At 38.0% G+C, this 23,453-nt stretch carries 22 protein-coding genes; 11 read left to right on the top strand and 11 right to left on the bottom strand.

Going from position 1 to position 23,453, the window contains the following annotated elements:
- The first annotated feature begins 27 nt into the window (after positions 1 to 27).
- The 5 genes from pruA to NG655_RS00445 all read left to right on the top strand — a co-directional run bounded on the left by pruA (position 28) and on the right by NG655_RS00445 (position 5,599).
- Positions 28 to 1,656: an L-glutamate gamma-semialdehyde dehydrogenase gene (pruA, locus tag NG655_RS00465; RefSeq protein ID WP_252157384.1), complete on the top strand. Its 1,629-nt coding sequence runs from the start codon at positions 28 to 30 to the stop codon at positions 1,654 to 1,656.
- Between the two features lie 5 nt (positions 1,657 to 1,661).
- Positions 1,662 to 2,831, top strand: a complete 1,170-nt coding sequence (locus NG655_RS00460) for a proline dehydrogenase family protein (RefSeq protein WP_252157383.1) — start codon at positions 1,662 to 1,664, stop codon at positions 2,829 to 2,831.
- 10 nt (positions 2,832 to 2,841) lie between these two features.
- Positions 2,842 to 3,786 (top strand): arginase, encoded by a 945-nt coding sequence (locus tag NG655_RS00455; protein ID WP_252157382.1) that lies wholly within the window; start codon positions 2,842 to 2,844, stop codon positions 3,784 to 3,786.
- Positions 3,787 to 3,851: 65 nt separating this feature from the next.
- Positions 3,852 to 4,274: a S1 RNA-binding domain-containing protein gene (locus NG655_RS09425; protein ID WP_272876330.1), complete on the top strand. Its 423-nt coding sequence runs from the start codon at positions 3,852 to 3,854 to the stop codon at positions 4,272 to 4,274.
- A 74-nt stretch (positions 4,275 to 4,348) separates the two neighbouring features.
- Positions 4,349 to 5,599, top strand: coding sequence for a DEAD/DEAH box helicase (locus NG655_RS00445; protein WP_252157381.1), 1,251 nt, complete (start codon positions 4,349 to 4,351; stop codon positions 5,597 to 5,599).
- A gap of 248 nt (positions 5,600 to 5,847) precedes the next feature.
- On the opposite strand, the gene NG655_RS00440 is transcribed toward NG655_RS00445, so the two are convergent.
- On the bottom strand, positions 5,848 to 6,855 hold the full coding sequence (locus NG655_RS00440; protein ID WP_252157380.1) for an NADP-dependent oxidoreductase: 1,008 nt from the start codon (positions 6,853 to 6,855) through the stop codon (positions 5,848 to 5,850).
- 274 nt (positions 6,856 to 7,129) lie between these two features.
- Positions 7,130 to 7,558, bottom strand: a complete 429-nt coding sequence (locus tag NG655_RS00435) for a hypothetical protein (RefSeq protein ID WP_252157379.1) — start codon at positions 7,556 to 7,558, stop codon at positions 7,130 to 7,132.
- A gap of 147 nt (positions 7,559 to 7,705) precedes the next feature.
- Here NG655_RS00435 and NG655_RS00430 point away from each other — a divergent pair, with 147 nt between their 5' ends.
- A complete protein-coding gene (locus tag NG655_RS00430; protein ID WP_252157378.1) occupies positions 7,706 to 8,302 on the top strand; it encodes a Crp/Fnr family transcriptional regulator in 597 nt (198 codons plus the stop codon).
- A 45-nt stretch (positions 8,303 to 8,347) separates the two neighbouring features.
- Here the strand turns inward: NG655_RS00430 and NG655_RS00425 are convergent, their stop codons facing one another.
- Positions 8,348 to 8,848, bottom strand: coding sequence for a hypothetical protein (locus tag NG655_RS00425; protein ID WP_252157377.1), 501 nt, complete (start codon positions 8,846 to 8,848; stop codon positions 8,348 to 8,350).
- A 190-nt stretch (positions 8,849 to 9,038) separates the two neighbouring features.
- Between NG655_RS00425 and NG655_RS00420 the strand changes: the two genes are divergently transcribed.
- Genes NG655_RS00420 through NG655_RS00410 form a run of 3 tightly spaced genes read left to right on the top strand, consistent with a single transcriptional unit; the run spans position 9,039 to position 10,560 of the window.
- Entirely contained in the window at positions 9,039 to 9,896 is an 858-nt protein-coding gene (locus NG655_RS00420; RefSeq protein WP_252157376.1) for an alpha/beta fold hydrolase, read from the top strand.
- 10 nt (positions 9,897 to 9,906) lie between these two features.
- Complete coding sequence (locus NG655_RS00415) at positions 9,907 to 10,293, top strand: Dabb family protein (RefSeq protein ID WP_252157375.1); 387 nt, start codon at positions 9,907 to 9,909, stop codon at positions 10,291 to 10,293.
- Positions 10,294 to 10,302: 9 nt separating this feature from the next.
- Positions 10,303 to 10,560: a hypothetical protein gene (locus NG655_RS00410; RefSeq protein WP_252157374.1), complete on the top strand. Its 258-nt coding sequence runs from the start codon at positions 10,303 to 10,305 to the stop codon at positions 10,558 to 10,560.
- On the opposite strand, the gene NG655_RS00405 is transcribed toward NG655_RS00410, so the two are convergent.
- From NG655_RS00405 to NG655_RS00380, 6 genes are all read right to left on the bottom strand, one after another.
- The gene (locus tag NG655_RS00405; protein ID WP_252157373.1) at positions 10,557 to 12,386 is read right to left on the bottom strand and encodes a glycoside hydrolase family 13 protein; all 1,830 of its coding nucleotides are present in this window, start codon (positions 12,384 to 12,386) and stop codon (positions 10,557 to 10,559) included. The genes NG655_RS00410 and NG655_RS00405 overlap by 4 nt on opposite strands.
- A 1-nt stretch (position 12,387) precedes the next feature.
- Positions 12,388 to 14,694 (bottom strand): family 65 glycosyl hydrolase domain-containing protein, encoded by a 2,307-nt coding sequence (locus NG655_RS00400; protein WP_252157372.1) that lies wholly within the window; start codon positions 14,692 to 14,694, stop codon positions 12,388 to 12,390.
- Positions 14,694 to 15,344, bottom strand: coding sequence for a beta-phosphoglucomutase (gene pgmB, locus NG655_RS00395; protein WP_252157371.1), 651 nt, complete (start codon positions 15,342 to 15,344; stop codon positions 14,694 to 14,696). The genes NG655_RS00400 and pgmB overlap by 1 nt, the downstream gene beginning before the upstream one ends.
- A gap of 95 nt (positions 15,345 to 15,439) precedes the next feature.
- On the bottom strand, positions 15,440 to 15,886 hold the full coding sequence (locus NG655_RS00390) for a ribonuclease H-like YkuK family protein (protein ID WP_252157370.1): 447 nt from the start codon (positions 15,884 to 15,886) through the stop codon (positions 15,440 to 15,442).
- Between the two features lie 121 nt (positions 15,887 to 16,007).
- Entirely contained in the window at positions 16,008 to 17,345 is a 1,338-nt protein-coding gene (locus NG655_RS00385) for an alanine/glycine:cation symporter family protein (protein WP_252157369.1), read from the bottom strand.
- A gap of 68 nt (positions 17,346 to 17,413) precedes the next feature.
- The gene (locus NG655_RS00380; RefSeq protein WP_252157368.1) at positions 17,414 to 18,079 is read right to left on the bottom strand and encodes a hypothetical protein; all 666 of its coding nucleotides are present in this window, start codon (positions 18,077 to 18,079) and stop codon (positions 17,414 to 17,416) included.
- A 338-nt stretch (positions 18,080 to 18,417) separates the two neighbouring features.
- On the opposite strand from NG655_RS00380, the gene NG655_RS00375 reads away from it, so the two are divergent.
- Positions 18,418 to 18,564, top strand: a complete 147-nt coding sequence (locus NG655_RS00375; RefSeq protein WP_252157367.1) for a hypothetical protein — start codon at positions 18,418 to 18,420, stop codon at positions 18,562 to 18,564.
- Between the two features lie 44 nt (positions 18,565 to 18,608).
- Positions 18,609 to 20,402: a sodium:solute symporter family protein gene (locus NG655_RS00370; protein ID WP_252157366.1), complete on the top strand. Its 1,794-nt coding sequence runs from the start codon at positions 18,609 to 18,611 to the stop codon at positions 20,400 to 20,402.
- Between the two features lies 1 nt (position 20,403).
- On the opposite strand, the gene NG655_RS00365 is transcribed toward NG655_RS00370, so the two are convergent.
- Both NG655_RS00365 and bglX read right to left on the bottom strand, forming a co-directional pair.
- Entirely contained in the window at positions 20,404 to 21,168 is a 765-nt protein-coding gene (locus NG655_RS00365; protein ID WP_252157365.1) for a glycoside hydrolase family 16 protein, read from the bottom strand.
- Positions 21,169 to 23,445, bottom strand: coding sequence for a beta-glucosidase BglX (bglX, locus tag NG655_RS00360; protein WP_252157364.1), 2,277 nt, complete (start codon positions 23,443 to 23,445; stop codon positions 21,169 to 21,171).
- Positions 23,446 to 23,453: the final 8 nt, after the last annotated feature.

The raw sequence follows: 23,453 nt of genomic DNA, 5'->3' as shown, positions 1-23,453 counted from the left end.
ATTATCAATCAGATTAAATAAATAGCCATGTCAAATAGTTTTTTAAAATCGCCTCAGCCTATTAATGAACCTGTAAAGTCTTACGGATCAAATACGCCAGAACGAGCCGCCATTAAAGCAACTTATGATGCTCTTTATTCTGAAAAAATACACATTGCAATGAAAATTGGGGGTGCAGAAGTCAATTCTTCTGAAACCAATACAATGCATCCTCCACACGATCACAAACACAGCATGGGAACCTACAGTTTGGCATCAGAGCAACATGTAGAACAAGCTATTGCTGCAGCATTGGAAGCAAGAACTACCTGGGCAGCAATGCCTTTTGCGGCTCGAGCAGCTGTTTTTCTTAAAGCAGCCGATCTTATTTCAGGTCCTTACCGTTATAAAATTAATGCAGCTACTATGATTGCGCAGTCCAAAACAGCGCATCAAGCAGAAATAGATGCAGCCTGTGAGTTCATCGACTTTTTGAGATTCAATGTCAGCTTTGCAGAAAAAATATATCAAGACCAGCCCGTTTCTTCGAGTGGCGTTTGGAACCATGTGCATTACCGCCCTTTGGAAGGATTTATCTATGCTGTTAGTCCATTTAATTTTACTGCAATTGCAGGGAATCTTTGTGCTGCTCCCGCTTTAATGGGAAATACAATTGTATGGAAACCAAGTGACCATCAGATGTTTTCGGCTAAAATAATCATGGATGTTTTTGAAGAAGCAGGACTTCCAAAAGGGGTTATAAATATGATTAACGGAGATCCAGAAATGGTAACTAATACCGTTCTTAAAAACCCTGATTTTGCAGGAATCCACTTTACCGGATCTACCAGTATCTTTAAGAATATTTGGCAAAAAATTGGAAATAACATTAACTTATATAAGACCTATCCAAGAATTGTTGGAGAAACAGGAGGTAAAGATTATATCGTGGCTCACAACACCGCAAATGTTGAAGAAGTAGCAACTGCAATTGTTCGAGGAGCATTTGAATTCCAGGGGCAAAAATGCTCTGCAACCTCAAGGGTATATCTTCCAAAGTCAACTTCTAAAGCAATTCTAGACCGAATTGTTTCAGACATAAACACCATTACCCTAGGATCTCCGAGAGACCTAACAAACTTCATGACAGCCGTAATACATAAAGGTGCTTTTGATCGTCTTGCAGCTGCAATCGATCAAGCAAAGAAAGATTCTGATGTTGAGGTTTTAGTAGGAGGAACGTACGACGACTCGAAAGGATATTTTATTGAACCAACAGTTTTAGTAACTACAAACCCAAATTACGATACCATGGAGCGCGAGCTTTTTGGACCTATTGTAACGGTTTATATTTATGAAGATGAGCAGTGGAGCGAAACACTTAAACTAGTAGACGCTACTTCCGAATATGCCTTAACAGGAGCCATTTTAGCAAAAGATCGTTTAGTAATAGAAGAAGCACGCTTGGCTCTAGAAAACAGCGCCGGTAACTTTTATATTAACGACAAACCAAGTGGTGCTGTAGTAGGACAACAACCTTTTGGTGGAGCCAGAGCATCTGGAACAAATGACAAGGCTGGATCAAGCCAGAACTTACTCCGTTGGGTTTCTCCTCAACTTGTAAAAGAAACCTTAGATCCCCCAACAGATTATCGCTACCCTTACATGGAAGCTTAGTTGTTATGAATGGTCTTTTTGAAAACACAAAAATTGCTTTTGCCTCCCGCTCGGATGCAGAATTAAAAAAGAGTCTGCTACTCTTAAAACTAATTTCCTCTTCGTTTTTAAACAAAGCAGGAATTGCCGTCATCAAGTTTCTTTTAACGCTTAGACTTCCCATCAATTTTTTGATGCGTCGCACCATGTTCGATCATTTTTGCGGAGGGACTACTTTGGAAGAATCTCAAGCAGTCGTTCAAAAATTAAACGCAGACAACATCGACAGTTGCCTAAACTATTCGATCGAAGGAATTAATTTGGAAGCTGGTTTCGACCGTACCCTAGAAGAAATCCTTCGAACCATAGAAGCCTCAAGTCCTGAATTAGGTTCTTCTTTCGCAGTGTTTAAACCTACGGGATATGGTTCCACCAAACTCTTCGAAAAAGTAAGTCGAAAAGAACCCCTAACCTCAGACGAAGTTGAAGCGTGGAAACGAGTAAAACAACGTTTTCACCTGAGCTGTGAAAAAGCAATAGAACGCAATCTTAAACTTTTAATCGATGCTGAAGAAAGCTGGATACAACCTGCTCTTGACGATCTTCTAGAAGAAATGATGGCTACCTACAACCAAGATCAAGTGGTGGTTTATGCAACCGTACAATTGTATCTAAAAGAACGTCTTCCCTATTTAAAAAAGTTAATAGAAAGTTCAAGAAAAGCAGGCTACCAAATTGGGATTAAACTAGTTCGTGGAGCGTATTTAGAAAAAGAAACAAACCGATCTTTAGAACATAATGTTCCTAATCCATTGTGCCCGTCTAAAGAGGCTACAGATATTAATTTCGACAAGGGTCTGGAGTTACTTTTGGGGCATTTAGACCATGCAGCTGTTTTTATTGGAAGCCACAACGAAGCCAGTACCCTAAAAGCATTGAAACAAATGAAGAATACAGGAATACCTGAAAATCATCCGCGGGTATGCTTCGCTCACTTATTCAAAATGAGCGATAACATTTCATATAACCTCTCAAACAAAGGATATAATGTGGTTAAATACCTACCTTTTGGACCGGTTAATAAAGTAATTCCCTATTTAATTCGTCGTGCCGAAGAAAACACCTCCGTTGCAAACCAGACCACACGAGAAATAGAGTTGATAAAAACAGAACTAAAAAGAAGAAAACAAGCGTAAACTTAAAAGCATGAAGCCTATAAAAATAATTAAAAACAGATCGGATATTGGCGCCGGAACTCGGGGTTCCGATCTTGGTGTTGATGCTATTGAGATTGCTGCAATCAACCAAAAAAATGATTTCTTTAATGTACATCCCTATGTCGATGTACCCACCCACAATGAAACCATTTACAACAAAAAATTTCTAAAAACAGAACACCGAATTGGTTTTGTTTTAGAACAATGCGAACGTGTTTGTAAAGCCGTCAGTGGCGTTTTGGAAGAAGACTACTTCCCTTTGGTTATCTCAGGCGACCATTCCTCTGCTTTTGGAACCTTAGCAGGATTTCAAAAAGCAGCACCAAACAAAACCCGTGGGGTAATATGGATCGATGCTCATGCCGATTTGCACGCCCCTTTAAGTTCTCCCTCTGGAAATGTTCACGGAATGCCTTTAGCCGCAGCGCTAGGATTTAATAACGAGAAACTCGCTATTAACAAAGTAAACGAAAAAACCCATGAGCTCTGGGATCAGCTTAAAAAAGTAGGGGGAGACCAACCCAAAGTAAAACCAGAACATTTAATTTTCTTTGGGGTTCGAGATACCGAGGAACCCGAAGATCTTGTAATGGAACACAACGGTATTAAAAATTATAGGGTACACGAAGTCCGTCACCGTGGACTTACAGTTTGTGTAAACGAAGCCCTTGAAAAACTAAAAGAGGTAGACGAAATTTATATCTCGTTCGATGTAGATAGTTTGGACTGTGATTTAATTTCTAAAGGAACGGGAACCCCAGTTTCAAAAGGATTTGATGTTGATGAGGTAGTAGCAATCATCGAGCATATCATGACTTCAAACAAAGTAACCGGACTAGAAGTAACCGAAGTAAACCCACTTTTAGACAACAAAGGAAACCGAATGGCGGAAGCTGCTTTTGAGGTTATTCAGAGGCTCTTCCAAAAAAAGTAAGTCCAACCACAGCAAGTCTCCTTTTAAAATTAACTACCTTGCGCTCTCAAATATTGAGTTAAACAATGGAATACGAAATCGGAGATCGAGTACAATTAACCATCCAAAGAGCTACAGACCTTGGGTATGTTGTTATGATTGACGATGAATTCGAAGGATTATTATTTCGAAATGAAGTCTTCCAACCCCTAACTCGTTATGCTGAAGTAAGAGGTTATATTAAAAACATTCGTGAAGACGGAAAAATTGATGTATCGCTTCGCCCGCAAGGGTTTTTAAACGTAATCGACGTAGATTGCGACAGCATTATGGAAGTTCTAAAAGAGCGAGGCAGTATCATGCTAACCGACAAAAGTTCTCCAGAAAGTATAAAACGCGAACTTAAAATGAGCAAGAAAGCGTTTAAAAAAGCAGTAGGTTTTCTTTACAAACGCAAATTAATTGTGTTGTTAGACGACCGAATCGAGTTGGTCAAAACAGACCAATAACGATCAAAACCAACACCCAATAAAGATATTGTATCTTTGTACCCTTAGGAGCAAGAAAACAAGCTCCCCCCTTTATGAAATTTACTGATCTCGGCCTCGCGCCATCGCTTTTAAAAGCAATAGAAGAAAAAGGCTATACACAGCCGTCCCCAATTCAAGAAAAAGCAATCCCACAAGTCCTTAAAGGAAAAGATGTATTAGCATCTGCCCAAACAGGAACTGGAAAAACCGCTGGTTTTACCCTGCCTCTTCTTGATATTTTATCGAAAAAACAAAAATCTGGACACCGCAAAGTTCGCGCTTTAGTGCTTACACCCACTCGAGAATTAGCCGCTCAGATATACGAAAACGTAAAAGAATACAGCACCCACATAGACATCCGATCTTCTGTTATTTTTGGCGGTGTAAACCAAAACCCACAGATTGCAACCCTCCGAAAAGGAGTTGATGTTCTAATTGCAACCCCAGGGCGTTTGTTAGACTTACACAACCAAAAAGTATTGTCCCTACAGCATGTAGAAATTTTAGTCCTCGACGAAGCCGACCGAATGCTCGACATGGGATTCCAACGGGACATTAATAAAATAATGGGCTTTTTGCCAAAAAAAAGACAGAACCTATTGTTTTCAGCTACCTTTTCGAAAGAGATAAAAGCACTCGCACAAGGAATTTTACATCAACCTGTTTTAGTAGAAGCAACCCCAGAAAACTCAACGGTAGATGCAATTATTCAACGAGTGTATAAAGTGGATAAAGCCAGAAAAACAGAACTGATTATCAAGTTAATCAAAGAAGGAAACTGGTCACAAGTATTGGTGTTTACCCGCACAAAACACGGAGCAAACAACCTAACCAAAAGAATGCTGAAAGCAAAAATCGAAGCAGCAGCCATTCATGGAAACAAAAGCCAAGGCGCCCGAACCAAAGCCCTAGCTGGATTTAAAGACGGAAGCGTTGAGGTGTTAGTAGCTACGGATATTGCAGCCCGAGGTTTGGACATTCCTTTACTCCCCCACGTAATTAATTTCGAGCTTCCAAACATTCCAGAAGACTACGTTCACCGAATCGGAAGAACCGGAAGAGCCGGAGCAAAAGGAGAAGCCATTTCATTGGTTTGTATCGATGAAAAAGCCTACCTCCGTGACATCGAAAAATTAGTAGGTATTCGCATTCCTTCAGAGGAAAAAGAAGGGTTTGAACCGGATCCAAACATCAAGCCAGAACCCGTTAAGAAAAAAGGAAACAACCGAAACAAAGGAAACTTCAACCGTTCCGGAAACAATTCCGGTCGTTCCGGAGGACGAAGCCGCAATCAGCGACGCTAAGACATTCCTGCTGCTCTTTTTATAAACGTAAGATACCGCCGATAAATCCCGCGTGTTTTTGCATTGCGTGCATATTTTGTTCGGAACAGCTCGTGAATAATTAACAACTGTGGCTCCGAAGCTCGGTTTACCGCCTCATAGGTTTTTAGATCATCCCAGTCAAAATCCAACTCCCCGGTGTCTTTATCGTAGAACCCGACAATCTCCGTTTCCATATCATAAAGAACCGACACCCGTCTTTTCATTCCCTATTCCGGTTTAATTTTTAGGACTAGTTTTCCTAGTTTATCTCCGTTGAAGAGTCGGTAAAAGGTATCTCTAAAATTCTCGATCCCCTCATACACATCTTCTTTACTTTTTAATTTTCCTTCCTGCATCCACCCTGCCATAATTTGCATTGCTTCACGATATTTTGGTGCGTAATCTAACACCACCATCCCTTTCATCGAAGCGCGATTAACCAACAGCGACAAGTAGTTTTTAGGTCCCTGCATTGCCGTTGTGTTGTTGTATTGCGATATGGCACCGCAGATTACAATACGTGCGTTTTTACGAATAAAAATCAAAGCAGCATCTAAGATATCACCCCCTACATTATCGAAATACACATCGATTCCTTTTGGGCAATTTCGCTTAATTCCCGAGAGTACACTTTCGTTTTTATAGTCGATGGCACCGTCAAAACCGAGTTCTTCGGTCATATAGGCACACTTTTCGGGACCTCCAGCAATTCCTATAACCGTACAGCCTTTTATTTTTGCAATTTGTCCAACAACAGAACCAACAGCTCCGGCACCTCCGGAAACCAAAACAACATCTCCAGCTTTAATTTCACCCACTTCTAGAATCCCAAAATAGGCTGTCATTCCGGGCATTCCCAAAACCCCAAGGTATTTAGTGTGGTGGTCTGGGTTGGGTTCAATTTGCACAAAACCAGATCCGTCACCAACATAATATTGTTGTACGCCTCCCCATCCGGTAACGTAGTCGCCTACCTTAAATTTGGCGCTTCCTTTAGCGTCAATAACCTTTCCTACACTTCCAGCACGCATGACCTCGCCAATACCCACAGGCGGAATATACGAACGCGTTTCGTTCATCCACCCGCGCATTGCTGGGTCTAACGATATGTGGCTTTGCTCGACCAGAATTTCTCCTTCCTGTAGTTCCGGAACGTCTTCTTCTACAAAATTCCAAGTGCTCTCGCTCGGCATTCCTTTGGGACGTTCGGCTAATAGTTGTCTTTTATTGATCATGGAGTTTGTTTTTTTATAGTTCTAATATACTCGGAATTGTTGACCCCCACAAAGACCCGCTGCCCTAAAAAATAAACAAAACAGGGTCGTTGGTTTTTACACCAGCTATTACATAACCCCTACCATCTATATCGTCAGAACTACCAGTGGGAACAACTTGCTTTTTTTGGCGCGTAATAGAACAAGGCGAAAGCCTGGCTGATAGTCTTTCAAAAAACTAACAAAACCCCCAATTCATTCGAACGGGGGTTTGTATAAAACACAAAAGTCAGATTCAATTGCTTTCTGGAGTTTTAACCCAGATTCCGGCAAGGAACATAATCCCAATGGTCGCATACATTACGAGGTAAGGGAGGTCTGCACCCAGGGTTGCAGGTCCATCTGCAAGGGTATACAACGAATTTTCGACTAAGCTTTTCGAAACAGTGGATATTTCTACACCAGAAGCCTGAAGCTCTGCCAGTTGGAACGCTAAGTTTTTTTGGTTCAGCGAGAAATAAGAAGCCACTTCAAGTCCAAAATAAATTGGAAACGTACAGAAAAACGTTAGAATTACTTTCCCGTAAGTTGGGAAATTAAGCTCTTTAGATCTTCTAATTAAATAAAAAGAAAGCGTAACCATTAAAATAACAGCAATCGTATAGATGGCATTGTTAATGTATATTTGATTTGCTAATTGATAAATTTCGAATTCGGTCATCATAAAAATAGTTTTAGAGTTAATCCATTCAATATAAGTATTTTAATTGCTTTTAGCAAGACAAAAAAGAATTAAAGACTATTTTAAAGCATGATTATCAGCTCATTGAATTAAAATTTTCTTTAACTTTAAAACTCAAGACTATATTTAATGAAATACAAAGAAGCTTTAACAAAGGAGCTGTTAGGAGAATTATCCTCACAGGGAACTCTCTTAAATGTTCCAAAAAACACGCAGATTGTATCGATTGGAGACCCGGTAAAAGACATCCCTTTTTTGGTAAGCGGGAAAATTCGAGTTTATATCGAAAGTTACGAAACCGGGAAAGAGGTTTTGCTGTATTATTTAGAAAATGGGGAAACCTGTTTCATGTCGGTTATCGCTGGCTTGGGCGATGAAATAAGCAAAGTGTCTGCAGTAACCGAATCGGACTGTGTTATCAATGCGGTGCCTAACGAAATGGTAAAAAAGTGGCAGGGGGAGCACCCGATTTGGAATCGTTTCATCATCGACTTGTTGGTTTCGAATTACTCAAATTCGATACAAACGATCGAGGAGTTGTCTTTTTTAAACATCGAAACCCGATTGCTTAATTATCTAATGAAACATCAGTTCGAAAACGACCGCGTTAAACTTTCAAAAACCCATCTTCAGATAGCGCAAGATTTAGGAACTTCTCGGGAGGTTGTTTCTCGTGTACTGAAAAAATTACAATACACTCCGGAGGTTCAAGAGCTGTTCCGATAACTAAAAAAACCTCCAAAAATTGAAGGTTTTTTTAGTTTCATTGTGTTAAGCTCTGGTCATAACAGCGGTGGCAACAAACACCACTCCTTCGGGTCCACTAACCGTATATTGATAACTTATTTTGTTTGGATCCTCGGGCATTAGATCCAATTTCCAAGAAGTAACAAAAGCATCTTTATCAGTAGACAAACCACTTCTTTTGGAGTCTGTTACAAAAACATAAGTTCCGTTTGTGTTCGATTCTAAAACAGAAACGGGTTTATTTTGCAATCCACAGTAATGCGTTAACAACAGTTCGTTATTTTGATGATTAAAAATAGTAAGCATCTCAATACCCCCTGTATCACTTTCTTCAAGAATAGCACTCCCGTTTGAAGTAACCGAATAGTTGAGTTCAAATTTATCCGAGGTTCCGTCAGTTCGTTCCAAGGTACCCATCCATTTTCCTTCTAAGGATTTTAGTTTTTCGAAGTCCTCTGTTTTTGTGTTTCCAAAGGAAGTTGCAGTAATAAGAGCTGTGCATAGAAGTAAGAATATTTTTTTCATAGAACTTGTTTTTTATAATTATATGAAGTTACACTTTCTTATAAAGTAAGCTGTGACCTAAGTCACAAAGTAAAAATTGGTTAATGGTTTCCTTTTAAATTTTTGAAGACCATACAGGATAAATACAAGAATAGAATGCGAATAATTTTCTGATCGAAGTTGTTTTTCTATCTTCATTAAAAATAACAACATGAATCTCGAATCTTGGTACGCAAAAGGAACGACCTTTGTTTCAGGAGACCGCTCTATTTTTTATGTTCGGGAAGGAACTGGAATTCCGCTACTTTGTGTACATGGTTTTCCGACTTCGTCTTGGGATTTTGCACCTATATTTCCAGAGCTTACCGCTAAATTTGACTGTATCGTTCCTGATTTAGTGGGCTTGGGGATTTCAAAAGCTCCTTTAAAAAAAGACATCATTATGGCGCAGGCAGATGCTATGGAGTTATTATTGGAGGAATTAGAAATTAAAGAAGCACATATTTTTGCACACGATATCGGAGATACGGTAGTGCAAGAATTATTAGCTAGAAATCGAGAACATAAAGGAACGGTTACTTGGTTGTCGGCTGTTTTTATGAACGGAGGCATGTTTCCTGAAGCGAATACACCCAGACCCATACAGAAGCTCTTAGCGTCTTTTATTGGCCCGTTGTTAGGAAGGTTACTGTCGTTCAATTCATTTCATAAAACAATGCACGACATCTTCAGTAAAGAGCACCCTCCAACAAAAGAATTTTTGGAGTCTTCTTGGAATCTGCTGGAGCTGAATGAAGGACGTAAAATGATTCCGATCATCTTGAGTTACCTAGCAGAACGGAAAACTTATTGTAAACGCTGGAGAGCTCCCATAGAAAAACCCGACATACCCATGGCTATGATCAACGGAATTCAAGACCCTATTTCGGGTCATGCAACAGCTTTGTTTTTTCAAAAATTACAACCTAAATCGCATACTTTTTTTCTTGAAAATGCCGGACATTATCCCCACATAGAAACTCCAAAAAGTGTTTTGGACGCATTTTTTAAATTTCATAAAATCACCTAATTCTTTTCCCATGAAAAAAATATTTTTAATCTTAGTTTTATCATTTGCAGCTTATTCCTGTAATTCAACCTCTGAACCCGAAACGCCAGTGCAAACTAAAAAACTACAACACATTGTTTTAATCAAGTACAACGATAGTGTTAGTGCTAATACCCATGAAGAGATTAAGGCAGGTGCTTTAAGCTTAAAAGAAATCGAAGGGGTACACAATCTTAACTATTCGACGAATGTTTCTCCAGAAGGTTTTTCTAAAGGATATACGCACAGCCTAACCCTGTATTTTGAAAAAGAAACAGACCGAGATGAAATTTATCTTCCTCACCCAATTCACCAAGCTTTTGTAAAATTATTTGTTCCTTTTACAGAGGATATTTTAGTGTTCGATTATTGGGAATAAATTAAATTTATGAAAATAAAGAGTTCCTTTTTGTTTGCATTAGTTCTTGTTGGCTGTTCTTCGGAAGTAATAGAACCAGAACCGACCTGTCCGTGTACCAAAAAATATTTTATCCGAACAACTTTTGCTTGCGACAATACGAACGAAGAATTGTGTTATACCGATCAGTTTAGTACACAAGAAGATTCTTGCGCCTCCGATGGAGAAACTAATCGACCGGGGGAACAAACCATTGAAACAATGTGGTATCGGGTGGAGTGTTCTTAGTTGAGTTCTAAAACAAGACTCTGCTCGCCTCCAATTGAAAGCTTGGAACTGAGGTCGAACTGCTTCCCACTAAGAACGTCGATGCCAATCAAAAACGATTGAATGCCCTCCTTGAAACGGTTTAGGTCTATTGTTTTTGCTTCAGAATTGTTATTCAAAACAACCATAACACGCTCTTCGTTTAGTATTCTGAAATAAACATAAACATCTTCTTGAGGGATAAAATGTAGAGTTTTACCCTTGTGTATTACCGCTTTGTTTTTTCTCCATTGGAGAAGTTTGGCGGTAAAGTCAAAATATTGTTTTTGCTTTTTGGTGCGTTCTTCAGCAACAAACGCATTTTGTTTATCCCCCGGCCAACCCCCTGGGAAATCTTGACGAATATCTCCGTCTCCTTTCGATTTTTTACCTGCCATTCCAAGTTCACTCCCATAATAAATTTGAGGAATTCCTCGAATTGTAGCGAGTAGTACCATTACTTGAGAATAGTTTTTAAACTCAGGATAAATATCATTAATTCGATTGGTATCGTGGTTTTCAGCAAAGTTGAGAACTAAATCGATGTTGGGATATAAGAAATCGTTTTGAAAGTTTTTGTAAAAACGGGTTGTTCCCCCTTCCCAGTGACTGTTGTGTTCTTTAAACGCAAGTCCAATAGCGTCTGTTAATGGGAAATCCATTACAGACGGAAGTTGGGAGTTGAAGTCTGCTATTGCAGCAACAGGACTATCCTTTTGCCAATAAGAGGTGTGAATAGAACTGTGCATCCAGCCTTCGCCAACAATTGTAAAACCAGGATATTCGTTTAAAATACTACCGACCCACTTTGTCATGGGTTCTGGGTCGTTGTAGGGGAAGGTATCGACTCTAAAACTGTCTAGATTTGCGTATTCGATCCACCAAATTGCGTTCTGTGTTAAATAAGTAAGAACCTTGGGATTGCTTTGGTTTAAATCAGGCATAGTGGGTACAAACCAACCTTGTGTAAGTTCGTCGTAATCTATTTTCGCTTTATATGGATCGGAGAAAATTTCTTTTCTGTGGTTCGTATTGGTATAGTTTTCAAATTGATGAATCCAATCAGGGCTCGGAAGATCTTCCATCATCCAGTGCTCAATTCCCCAATGATTGGTAACATAATCCATGATTATTTTCATGTCTTTTTCATGGAGTTTTTGAGCAAGAGTCTTGTAGGTTTCATTGGTTCCAAATCGCGGATCAATTCGGTATAGGTCACTTTGCGCATAGGTGTGATAGGAAACTTGTTTATCGTTGTCTTCACAAACAGGAGTGAGCCATAAAGCAGTTGCTCCAAGTTCTTCTATGTAGTCAAGGTTGTTAATAATACCTTGTAAATCTCCTCCATGTCTTCCGTCGGGATTATCTCGGTCGGCTCCTTCATAAACGTTCGGATCTTCATCATTAGAGGGGTCACCATTTGCAAATCGATCGGGCATTAATAAATAAATAACATCACTAGAATCGAACCCATTTTTAATCGATGCGTTTTTCGAACGTTCTAAAACAGGATAATTTAGGGTAATGGATTTTGCGCCCTCTTTAGTTAGAGTCAACGGGTAACTTCCCGGTTTTACCTCCGACAAATCGAGTGTTAGCCAAAGGTAGTTGAGGTTTTCTGTTCGGCTGCTTTCTTGAATCAAAAGGTCTTTGCTTTCAACTTCATAGGTTCCAAGGTCGGTCCCATAAAGCATTAACTCAATAGAACTATTCCTCATGTTTGCCCACCAATTGGGGGGTTCGACCCGTTCAATTTGTCCCCAAGCAAGAGAAAATCCACTTAAAAACAGACATAAAAAAACTTTCATTTTATAAATTTATTTTAGTGCTCCCTTTTATTTCGTGTTCAACATCATGAACCAATAGTTTTAAAGTAGCATCGGAATTAGTAGAAAACAATACGGAGTCTTTAGAAAGAGTAACCGACAAGATTACATTTCTAAAGTTGATTCTAAATTCGATTTCGCTCCAAGCTTTTGGAACATTAGGACGGAAGGAAAGAAGGTTGTTTTCAACTCGCATTCCAGCAAAACCTTCGACAATACTCATCCACGTCCCTGCCATGCTTGTAATATGAAGTCCTTCTTCAACTTCAGCATTATAATCATCTAGATCTAAGCGAGCTGTTCTAAGATAAAACTCATAAGCTTGATCATCTTTCCCTAAGCGAGAAGCTAAAATTGAGTGCACACAAGGAGATAAAGAAGACTCATGAACTGTGAGAGGTTCATAAAAATCATAGTTGCGTCTAAGGGTGTCTATATCAAAGTTATTTTCAAAAAAGTAAAAACCCTGAAGCACATCGGCTTGTTTAATGTAGGGAGATCGCAAAATACGATCCCAAGACCAATGTTGATTTATAGGGCGTTCTTTAGGATCCAAGTTAGAGACAGCAGTTAGTTCTTTGTCAAGGAATCCGTCTTGTTGTAAGAACACTTGTTTCTGCTTGTCATAAGGAAAGAAAACTTTTTGGGTAATGGACTCCCATTGTTCAGTTTCGTCTGCATTAATTTTGGTTTTGGAAGCTATTCTTTTAAAGTCGTTAGGATAATTATCCTCAACTTTTTTAATTTGTTCAGCTGTATATTCCAAACACCATTTAGCAATATAATTTGTGTACCAGTTGTTGTTTACATTGTTTTCATATTCATTAGGCCCTGTAACTCCGAGCATAACATAGGCGTTTTTGGCTTCAGAAAAATTAAATCTCTGCGCCCAAAATCTGCTAATCCCAATTAGAACTTCAAGACCCATCTCAGGGATGTAAGATTCATCTCCGGTGTATCGTTCGTAATTGAAAATTGCAAAAGCAATGGCCCCATTTCTATGAATTTCTTCGAAGGTAATTTCCCACTCATTGTGACACTCTTCTCCATTCATAGTTACCATTGGATACAAAGCGGCACCTTCTGTAAAACCTAGTTTCCCTGCATTTTCTATAGCACGGTCCAATTGGTTGTAACGGTAGGCCAAAAGGTTTCGAGCAACCTCTTGTTTTTTTGTAGCCATATAAAAAGGGATGCAGTAAGCCTCTGTGTCCCAATAAGTACTTCCTCCATATTTTTCGCCTGTAAAACCTTTCGGGCCTATATTTAAACCGGCATCATTTCCTGTGTAGGTCTGGTTTAGTTGAAAAATATTGAACCGAATTGCTTGTTGGGCTTTTACATCGCCACCGATTCTAATATCTGCTCGTTCCCAAATTTTCGCCCATTCTGTTTTGTGATTTTCAAGTAAGGCATCATAACCGAGTTCTTTAGCTGTTTTGAGTTCTACGCGAGCTTGCTCCTTTAAGCTGTTTTTAGATTGGTTACGATCGGTTATATAACCTCCGTATTTTATTACACTAATGCTCTTTCCTTTAGCAACTTCTGTGTCGTAATTTAAAGTAATAGTATCATCATTACTTTCGTTGTTTCCAACTAAATTTAACTTGGTTTTATCCTCCCAAAATTCAGTTTCCATATAAGTGCAAACTTTAAAATCGGTTTTGAGGGTGTGCGACTCAATAAATCCAGAGTTGTTTTCAGCTGAGACATCAGTAACCTGCCAAAATTGATCTTCCCAATTACTATCTTGATTAGTAATTCCTCCATCGAGATAGGGGCTAATTTTTACTTTAGCAGTTCCACTAACTGCTGTTATAGTGTAATGAATGACTCCTAAATTAATTTGATCGAGAGATAGAAATCGGACGCTTTTAACATGAATAACAGAATCGTCTTGAAGTGTACATTCAAAAATCCTTGTGTAGGTTCCATGTTGCATATCAAGTTCTCGAGAATAGTCTAATACGTTTTTACAGCTATTTAAGTCTAAAACTTGACCATTAATCTGAACATCAATACCAATCCAGTTCGGAGCGTTTAGAACCTTAGCAAAATATTCAGGGTATCCATTTTTCCACCAGCCAACTCTTGTTTTGTCTGGGTAATATACCCCACCGATATAACTACCTTGGAAGGTAGGGCCGGTATATTTTTCTTCGAAATTGGCACGTTGTCCCATCGCGCCGTTTCCTATACTAAAAATACTTTCAGAAGATTTAACATTTTCAGGATCCCATCCTTGTTCAAGGATTTTCCAAGGGTCTAAGGTATAGTTTTGTGCCTTCATTAAATTGCAGCTAATTTTTTTAGAAGAGTTAGGTTTATTTCTTCAAGTGAATTAAAAATATAATCAGCATCTTTGAGTTCTTCTGGGTCTCCGACTCCAATAGCAGTCATACCAGCAGACTTTGCTGCGGCTATTCCTGCGCTTGCATCTTCAAACACAACACAAGATTCAGCGGCTGTTTTTAGGTTTTGGGCCCCTAACAAAAACACTTCAGGATTCGGTTTAGATTGCTTTACATGAGTCCCATCTACTACACTATTGAAGTAAGGCAATAGATCTAATTTTTTTAGAATTAATTGCGCATTTTTGCTTGCAGAACCGAGGGCTACAGGGATTTTGTTTTCTTGAGTAAAGTTTAAAATCGTCAGTACTCCAGGAAGTATTTCATCTTTTCCCATTTCTTGAATGAGTTCTAAGTAATGGTTGTTTTTTTGAGCCAGCAATTCGTTTTTTTGATCCGCATCAAGATCTGTTTCTCCCCACTTTAAAAGTAGATCCAGAGAATCTGCACGACTGATGCCTTTCAAATTTTCATTTTGTGATTCCGAAAGTTTAAAATTAAAAGACGCTCCAATTTCTCTCCAAGCAATATAGTGGTATTTGGCAGTGTCAACAATCACTCCGTCGAGGTCGAAGATAAATGCATTCATAAATAAATTGTAATATTTTCAATAAAAACCAAATATATCATTTTTAGTTTAATTTGTAGTCGTTCTATATTCAAACGAACTTATTCAAATTACACTTACTTACAATGATGGTCGGCAGCTCGAGTTGCTACTTGTATATTGGGTTTCATGTTTACCGTGTAACCAAGAGAATTTGCCCAACCACGGGAAGCATTTACCAATCGATTAGACTTAAAGTTTTCATCTTCATTATAATCCATATCAATCTGAATATCAATATTTAAAGATTCTTTCATTTTTTCTGCAATGTCGATACTCATTTCAGTTTCTTTCCATAGACGCGTCCATAGATCTTTTATTTTAGGAAACCCTATTTTGTGAACAATATAATGTACTCCACGATTTCCAAAACGGTAAGCAATTACGGTTGCGTATTGAGTTCGTTTGGCTATACTTTGAGAATCTGTACCTACATGAATAGTAACATAAGGATGCTTGGCAATAATAGCTTTTGTGTACGAAATTGGATCAATCGATACTCCTTGTATGTTTCTAAAAATCATAATTAATAATTTTATCTCCGTGTATTTGATTTAGGAATTAAGCTATCTACAAATACAAATCAGACGTTCTTATAACGACACAGAATTGAGATGCTTTACTAAAAGTACAAAAAATAGCTTTCTAACTTAACGATTGTTTTGGGAATAATAAGGATTTAACCTTTGAAGACAGCCAGATTAAGGTGATCATATTTGGAATTGCCATAAGGGCAAAAGAAATATCGATGATTCCAATTACTAAGTCTACGGTTGCGATAGCCGAGAATACAATACTAACAATGTAGATGTAGTTGTACCAGGGACCCCATTTTTTTTGGGTTAAATATCCAAGACATTTTACTCCGTAATAGGAGTATGTAAATAAACTTGAGATTCCAAAAACGAAAACCATGAGTAAGAGTAATTCGTCCCCTATCCCAAAGAATAATCTATTAAAAGCTTCCAGGGTTAATTCAATTCCGTTTAAATCAGAAAGCTCTGTAGCGCCGCTAATGATAATTATCAATCCGGTAATAGAACATACCAAAACAGTATCTAACAAAGGTCCTAAAGAAGCAACAAGCCCTTCGTGAATCGGGTTTTTGGTGTTCGATTGGCCGTGGTACATTGGAGCATTTCCAATTCCACTTTCATTAGAAAAAACAGCTCGGCGGACCCCCAAAATAACAAGCGTCCAAAAGCCTCCTGTTGCAGCAGCTTTTATAGAAAAAGCTTGACTGAAAATTTGATTTAATGCAGGTAAAATTGCCTCTGAATTTAAAACCAACATGGTAACCCCTATACTGAAATAAAGCCCCACCATTAAGGGAACAAGCATTGAGGTAACCTCTACTATTTTCTTTAACCCTCCGAGAATTACAAAAGCACTAATAACTGCTAGAACTAAACCAATAATTATTTTCCAATTTAAGTCTCCAAGATCAACATATTGGTTTGGATCAAGTACACTAACCAAAGTTTGGGTAAGTTGATTGGCAGTAAAAGCGGGAAGAACACCAAATAAACCCGCAACAGAAAACCAAATTGCAAAGGGTTTTCCAAATTTCGGCAAGGCTATTTTCATATAATACATGGGCCCTCCTAAAGGACTTCCGTCCTCTTCTTGTTCTCTAAATAAAACCGCTAAAGTGCAGGAATAGAATTTAATAACAGCTCCAATTATAGCCGTGACCCACATCCATACCAATACCCCAGGACCCCCCATATATATTGCAATAGCAACTCCAGAAATATTTCCAAGACCAACGGTTGAAGCTAAAACAGCTGAAAGTGCTTGAAACCTTGAAATTCCACCACCAGTTTCTTTGCTAAATAATAATCTAAAAGAAGTGCCTATTAAAAGTAAAGGTTTTGCTCGAGCTTGAATCAATAAAAAAAGTCCGCCACCAATGACAAGTGTAAACATTATGAGCTCGATTGAGCTGAGTAATTGTTGAAATGCGGAATTGATAAAATTCATGAAATTTAAAGATAGAAAAAGCCTAGACAAATAAGATGTAATTCAATAAAAAGAGTAAGAATTCTACTTTATTCTTTTACGACAATTAAGGTAGCCTTATTTCCTGTTGCCAAATTCCATTGATTCGCCATCAGGAGTCCCCCTTCGTTGTCATAAACTCTGATTTCTGCTGTGTTTGGACCAGATTCACCTTGGTTTAAAGCGATAAATTCAATTTTATTAAACCCCGGAATTAGACTGACATTAAGTTTTTTGAACCGCTCTTGTAGCAGTACATTAGCTTCTACTTCACGATCGTTATATAGGATACGTACTCGATCTCCATCGGCAACCTCATGATCTCTAAATATAACCTGAACATAAGGAGCATTGCTTTTAAAATCTCCTAAATATTGATCTACTTTATAGTTCACAGGATTTCTATTGCTTTCTGGAGTTTTTAGTTTTTCTAAATAATAGGTACCAGGATCTATAAAGTTTTCTTGCTTACTCATGTCGATATCAGGACGATCGAAATAAGGATTATTTTTGTTTGAATTGGAGACGCCTTTAAAGAATTCTACCTTTAAAAAATTAGGCAATTCGTTTGGATCTTTTTTGGGTAACAAGGAACGCTCATTCGGTAAGTTACTTTTAAAAGCTTTTGTTTTTACTGCATCAGTTTGTCCTTTTAAATCTTGACTCCCAAGAATAAATAAAACAAAAAAGAACAATATTTTTGAAATAAACTTCATAAAATTAATCTTAAAAACAGCCTTCGTAAAAATACTCTAATTTTAAAAAAAAAGTTTGATTAACGTATTATTTTATAATGAAGGAGTGTTTTTCCATCTGCCCAGGGGAGAGTCCGAAAATTGTTGTGGCGTAACTTCTAGGGAGATTGAAGCTCCACTTAGTGGATTAACGGCACTCCAAAAACAGCCCATCTATTAGTGGCAAACCTTTTGTAAACATTCGACAATTCTATTAAAGATGATCCCATCCGCAGCTTAATGTCCTCTCTTTTGTGTTTTTTGATTCAATCGTTTCATTATAAAATGGATCCATTCATCCAGATAGAAATGAAAAAAAAGTGCCAACTGCAATTTCAAACATGCTAAAAACAAGTACCCCTGAAATGTTTGGAGTTCCTTTGGAAGAACATGTTCCTAATCATACAACAAAAGAAGGTTTATTGATTATTGGAGATTTTTTTAAACTCCTGGAAAAACAGTTCTGAAACAAATCAATTTTTCATACATTGAAAACTAAACCAAATTTCACATGGCACTTTCAACTTTAGATTGGGGTATAATTATTTTGTTTTTTGCTTTAACGCTAATCATAGGGTTAGTAGTTTCAAGAAAAGCAGGTACCAGTTCAACAGAATTTTTTTTATCGGGAAGAAATATGCCTTGGTGGCTTCTTGGAATTTCTATGGTAGCTACTACTTTTTCTGCAGACACACCAAACCTAGTAACGGACATTGTACGTAAGAATGGAGTTTCTGGAAATTGGGTATGGTGGGCTTTTTTATTGACCGGTATGCTTACTGTTTTTGTATATGCAAAACTTTGGCGTAAATCGGGAGTAGTTACCGATTTGGAATTCTATGAAATGCGTTATAGTGGAAAAGGAGCCGCTTTTTTACGTGGATTTAGAGCCTTGTACTTAGGTGTTTTTTTCAATATCATGATTATGGCTTCTGTATGTTTGGCGGCCATTAAAATTGGAAGCGTTCTTCTAGGTTTTACTGCAGTTGAGACGTTAGTTATCGCTTCGATAGTAACCGTTTTGTATAGTTCTTTAGGAGGATTAAAAGGAGTGGTTATCACCGATTTCTTCCAATTTGTTTTGGCAATGGGCGCTACATTTTGGGCTACTTATTATATCATAGATTTGCCTCAAATAGGTAGTTTAGACGTCCTGTTGAACCACCCAAATGTTGTTCCAAAATTGGATTTTATTCCTGATTTTGAGCAAACAGACGTTCTAATCACCTTGTTTATACTTCCGATTGCAATTCAATGGTGGAGTGTTTGGTATCCTGGAGCAGAACCGGGTGGAGGTGGTTATATTGCGCAAAGAATGTTATCAGCAAAAGATGAGAAAAATGCAGTTTGGGCTACTTTATTGTTCAACTTTGCTCATTATGCTTTACGACCTTGGCCCTGGATTTTAATAGCTCTAGCTAGTTTAATTATTTTTCCAGATGTAGAATCCATACAGCAAGCATTTCCCAATATCGATCCGAGTATTGTAAAAGATGATTTAGCTTATCCAGCAATGATGACCTTTTTGCCCTCTGGATTAATTGGGTTAATTGTTGCTTCTTTAATTGCAGCTTTTATGTCCACCATTTCTTCCCACCTAAACTGGGGTTCTTCCTATGTAGTTTACGATTTTTATCAGCGTTTTGTTAAACCGGAAGCGTCAGAAAAAGAATTGGTAAGTGTAGGTCGTTGGAGCACTTTAATTTTAATGATCGCTTCAGCGCTTTTTGCTTTATTATTAAGCAATGCACTTGAAGCCTTCCAGATTTTACTTCAAATAGGTGCGGGGACCGGCTTGTTGTTTATTATGCGTTGGTTTTGGTATAGAATTAATGCATACAGTGAAATAACCGCGATGACTGTTTCTTTTATTCTTGCACTTTATTTCAAATTAATTCACACAAAACTCGGATTCGACCCAATTGCCAACGATATTCAACTTGTTTTAGGAGTTCTAATTACAACAATTTCTTGGATTGTAGTTACCTTATTAACCTCCCCTTCTGACACCAAAACTTTGAATGAGTTCTATAGGGTAACTCAGCCTGGAGGACCTGGATGGAACCAAGTGATTGAGGATGCAAAAAGTGCAGGAATCGATTTGATTACAGAGAAAAGAGCTTGGAATATTCCAACAGGAATATTGTGTATGGTGGTTGGATCTGTTGCTATTTATGGAGCTTTATTTAGTACAGGATATTTTATTTATGGTGAATATAAGAACGGCTTGATTTTATTAACCGTAACAATTTGTGCGTTTTTTATGTTGAGAAAATTGATGAAAAAACTGATGTTTACAGAATAATTTATTGATAAACTCTTACGTAATCAATTATAAATTCCTGAGGAAGAATACGATCATCCACTTCAGGTCCCCCAAAATTTCCTCCAATAGCTAAATTTAATAGCATATAAAAAGGTTGATTAAAAGGCCATTCCGCTCTGCTTTTGTTTTTGGGTTTAAAAGTATAAACAGATTCACCATCTACAAAAAACTCGATTTGATCTTCATCCCAATCGGCTGCGTAAATATGAAAACCTGCTTCAATAGAATCAATTTTTGTTTTTTTAGTGTTAATGGTTTCGCCATGACTTGCTTGGGTATGTAACGATGTGAAAATTTCACCAGGTTCTTTTCCAACATATTCTAGCACATCAATTTCCCCACAAAGAGGCCATCCTACTTCTGTAATGTTAGTTCCTAACAACCAAAATGCAGGCCATACTCCTTGACCCACAGGAAGCTTTGCGCGAACTTCAAATCTACCATAAGTATATTCAATTTTGTCTTTTGTTGTTATTCGCGTTGAAGTATAAACGCCGTCTTTCAATTTTGCTTGAATTATAAGATTACCATCCTGTAACCGGTGATTTTCTTTGGTATATATTTGTCTTTCATTGTTTCCCCAACCACACAGGTTTGGACACCCATCACCTAATTCAAAAACCCATGAGTCCAGATTTAATTTGGGCTGATTAAATTCATCAGCCCAAACTAATTTTCTCTCAGTTGCTTGCCCTTGAAGCACAAAACAACTTATTAATCCAATAAAAAAAGCGTTAAATTTCATTTATTTCAAACTAAAAGTGACTTTTCTATCTGTTGTGGAATCTGTTCCGATGAAAACATTAAAATCCCCTGTTTCTGACTCCCACGTGTTATTAGCAGAATAGAACTGGAGTAGTTTTTCATCAATTGTAAAAGTTACTTTTTTAGTTTCACCGGGTTTAAGATCTATCAATTCAAATCCTTTAAGTTCTCGTACCGGTCTAACTGCACTTGCGTGAATATCCTGTAGATAGAACTGTACAATTTCTTTTCCTTCAACTGTTCCCGTATTAGTAACCTCAACAGAAGCTTCAATAGAGCCTGTAGCTGTCATTTCTGAAGCGTTTAATGAAATATCAGAGTAGTTAAAGCTAGTGTAGCTTAAACCAAATCCAAAGGGATATAAAGCCGTGTTTTCTTCATCACCATAGTGAGACCAAAATACACTTCCTTTATCTTCACCATCTGCACCCGGTCGGCCTGTACTTTTTCCGTTATAATACAAAGGCATTTGACCTACACTTCTCGGGAAACTCATAGGAAGTTTTCCTCCCGGGTTATAATCTCCATAAAGCACTTGAGCAATTGCATGTCCACTTTGTGTTCCTAAATGCCATGCCTCTACAATAGCAGGGAGGTGTTTGTCTGCCCAGTTTAAAACTAGGGGTCTACCGTTCATTAAAACGAGCACAATATTTGGATTTATAGCATAAATCTCCTCTAATAATTCTTGTTGAAGTCCAGGTAAATCTAAATTAGCTCGACTGCGACCCTCTCCCGATTGAAAACCATATTCTCCTAAAACCATAACGACTACGTCTGCTTTGGCAGCAGCTTTTTTTGCAGCTGCAAATCCAGTTCTGTCCGTTTCGTTAATAGATACTTCTTCATGAAAACCAGCAGGAACTTTATTTACAAGTTTAACTCCTTGTTGGTGTTTAATTGTATTTCCGTTGTAAGCTTGTAATCCTTCTAGGACAGAAATAGCAGAGTGATCAGCAGCACCGATTCTCCAATTTCCGAGCGGACTGTTTTTATCTGCGGCAAGAGGACCAATGAGAGCTATTTTTTGACCGTTTTTCTTTAGAGGAAGAAGTTTATTTTCATTCTTTAGAAGAACAATAGATTTCTTTGCCATATCTAAAACACCGTCTAAAATTTCTTGTGAACCAGTCACTTCTTTTTCACGTGCTTCGTCTAAGTAGCGATATGGATCTTCAAATAATCCTAATTCATATTTTACTTTCAGAATTCTTCTAACCGCATCGTCAATGTCGGCTAGTTTTACTTTTCCTTCTTCTAATAATCCTTCAAGTTCCTCATGATATATGTACGATTCCATGTCCATGTCAGAACCAGCGTTTAATGCTAATTCTCCAGCATGTTTTCTGTCTTTAGCGTAACCATGATCCATCATTTCTCGAAGAGAACCCCAGTCAGAAACCACAAACCCATCAAAGTTCCATTCGCTTTTAAGAACATCACGTTGCAAGTATTTATCTGCAGTTGCAGGAATACCATTTAAGTCATTGAATGAATTCATAAATGTTTTTACACCCGCATCCAAAGCTGCTTTGAATGGAGGTAAAACAACATTATGAAGTGTGTTTAACCCAATATCTACGGTGTTATAATCACGTCCACCTTCTGCAAAACCATAGGCAGCAAAGTGCTTAGCACAAGCAGCAACAGTATAAGGAGAGGATAAATCATCACCTTGAAACCCTTGAACACGTGCAGCAGCTATTTTACTTCCTAAAAAAGGATCCTCACCAGCTCCTTCCATTACTCTTCCCCAACGGGCATCACGAGTAATATCGACCATAGGAGCAAAGGTCCAGTTTATTCCAGCAGCAGCAGCTTCTTTTGCTCCAATAGCTGCGGAATTTTTTATTGCCTCAAGGTCCCAACTTGCAGATTCTGCCAGCGGAATTGGGCTGATGGTTTTATATCCATGAATTAAATCAAAACCAATGATTAGCGGAATTCCCAAACGCGATTTTTCAACTGCCACTTTTTGAACTTCGCGAACTTCTTTAACTCCTCTTACATTTAACATAGAGCCAACATATCCTTCCGCTAAATGGTTGTATTTCACTTGGGCATCGCCTCCCTCAGGAACGGGTCCAGTTACATTCCAAAAACCATTGTATTGGTTCATCTGACCTATTTTTTCTTTTAAGGTCATTTTAGCTAATAAGGTTTCAACTTTTTGTTCGGTTTCACTCAATTGCGGTTTTTGATCACAAGAAGTGATACCTACAATTAAGAGTAGATATATATAGTATTTTTTAAACATTTTAATTT

The organism is Candidatus Arcticimaribacter forsetii, assembly GCF_910589745.1.
Classification (GTDB): domain Bacteria; phylum Bacteroidota; class Bacteroidia; order Flavobacteriales; family Flavobacteriaceae; genus Arcticimaribacter; species Arcticimaribacter forsetii.
The sequence above is the reverse complement of the archived record's forward strand: the minus strand, read 5'-3'. Positions and strand labels throughout refer to the sequence as shown.

Bases quoted from the DNA above. Each gene is read 5' to 3' on its own strand.
- pruA (WP_252157384.1), top strand. From the start codon at position 28: ATGTCAAATAGTTTTTTAAAATCGCCTCAGCCTATTAATGAACCTGTA.
- NG655_RS00460 (WP_252157383.1), top strand. From the start codon at position 1,662: ATGAATGGTCTTTTTGAAAACACAAAAATTGCTTTTGCCTCCCGCTCG.
- NG655_RS00455 (WP_252157382.1), top strand. From the start codon at position 2,842: ATGAAGCCTATAAAAATAATTAAAAACAGATCGGATATTGGCGCCGGA.
- NG655_RS09425 (WP_272876330.1), top strand. From the start codon at position 3,852: ATGGAATACGAAATCGGAGATCGAGTACAATTAACCATCCAAAGAGCT.
- NG655_RS00445 (WP_252157381.1), top strand. From the start codon at position 4,349: ATGAAATTTACTGATCTCGGCCTCGCGCCATCGCTTTTAAAAGCAATA.
- NG655_RS00440 (WP_252157380.1), bottom strand. From the start codon at position 6,855: ATGATCAATAAAAGACAACTATTAGCCGAACGTCCCAAAGGAATGCCG.
- NG655_RS00435 (WP_252157379.1), bottom strand. From the start codon at position 7,558: ATGATGACCGAATTCGAAATTTATCAATTAGCAAATCAAATATACATT.
- NG655_RS00430 (WP_252157378.1), top strand. From the start codon at position 7,706: ATGAAATACAAAGAAGCTTTAACAAAGGAGCTGTTAGGAGAATTATCC.
- NG655_RS00425 (WP_252157377.1), bottom strand. From the start codon at position 8,848: ATGAAAAAAATATTCTTACTTCTATGCACAGCTCTTATTACTGCAACT.
- NG655_RS00420 (WP_252157376.1), top strand. From the start codon at position 9,039: ATGAATCTCGAATCTTGGTACGCAAAAGGAACGACCTTTGTTTCAGGA.
- NG655_RS00415 (WP_252157375.1), top strand. From the start codon at position 9,907: ATGAAAAAAATATTTTTAATCTTAGTTTTATCATTTGCAGCTTATTCC.
- NG655_RS00410 (WP_252157374.1), top strand. From the start codon at position 10,303: ATGAAAATAAAGAGTTCCTTTTTGTTTGCATTAGTTCTTGTTGGCTGT.
- NG655_RS00405 (WP_252157373.1), bottom strand. From the start codon at position 12,386: ATGAAAGTTTTTTTATGTCTGTTTTTAAGTGGATTTTCTCTTGCTTGG.
- NG655_RS00400 (WP_252157372.1), bottom strand. From the start codon at position 14,694: ATGAAGGCACAAAACTATACCTTAGACCCTTGGAAAATCCTTGAACAA.
- pgmB (WP_252157371.1), bottom strand. From the start codon at position 15,344: ATGAATGCATTTATCTTCGACCTCGACGGAGTGATTGTTGACACTGCC.
- NG655_RS00390 (WP_252157370.1), bottom strand. From the start codon at position 15,886: ATGATTTTTAGAAACATACAAGGAGTATCGATTGATCCAATTTCGTAC.
- NG655_RS00385 (WP_252157369.1), bottom strand. From the start codon at position 17,345: ATGAATTTTATCAATTCCGCATTTCAACAATTACTCAGCTCAATCGAG.
- NG655_RS00380 (WP_252157368.1), bottom strand. From the start codon at position 18,079: ATGAAGTTTATTTCAAAAATATTGTTCTTTTTTGTTTTATTTATTCTT.
- NG655_RS00370 (WP_252157366.1), top strand. From the start codon at position 18,609: ATGGCACTTTCAACTTTAGATTGGGGTATAATTATTTTGTTTTTTGCT.
- NG655_RS00365 (WP_252157365.1), bottom strand. From the start codon at position 21,168: ATGAAATTTAACGCTTTTTTTATTGGATTAATAAGTTGTTTTGTGCTT.
- bglX (WP_252157364.1), bottom strand. From the start codon at position 23,445: ATGTTTAAAAAATACTATATATATCTACTCTTAATTGTAGGTATCACT.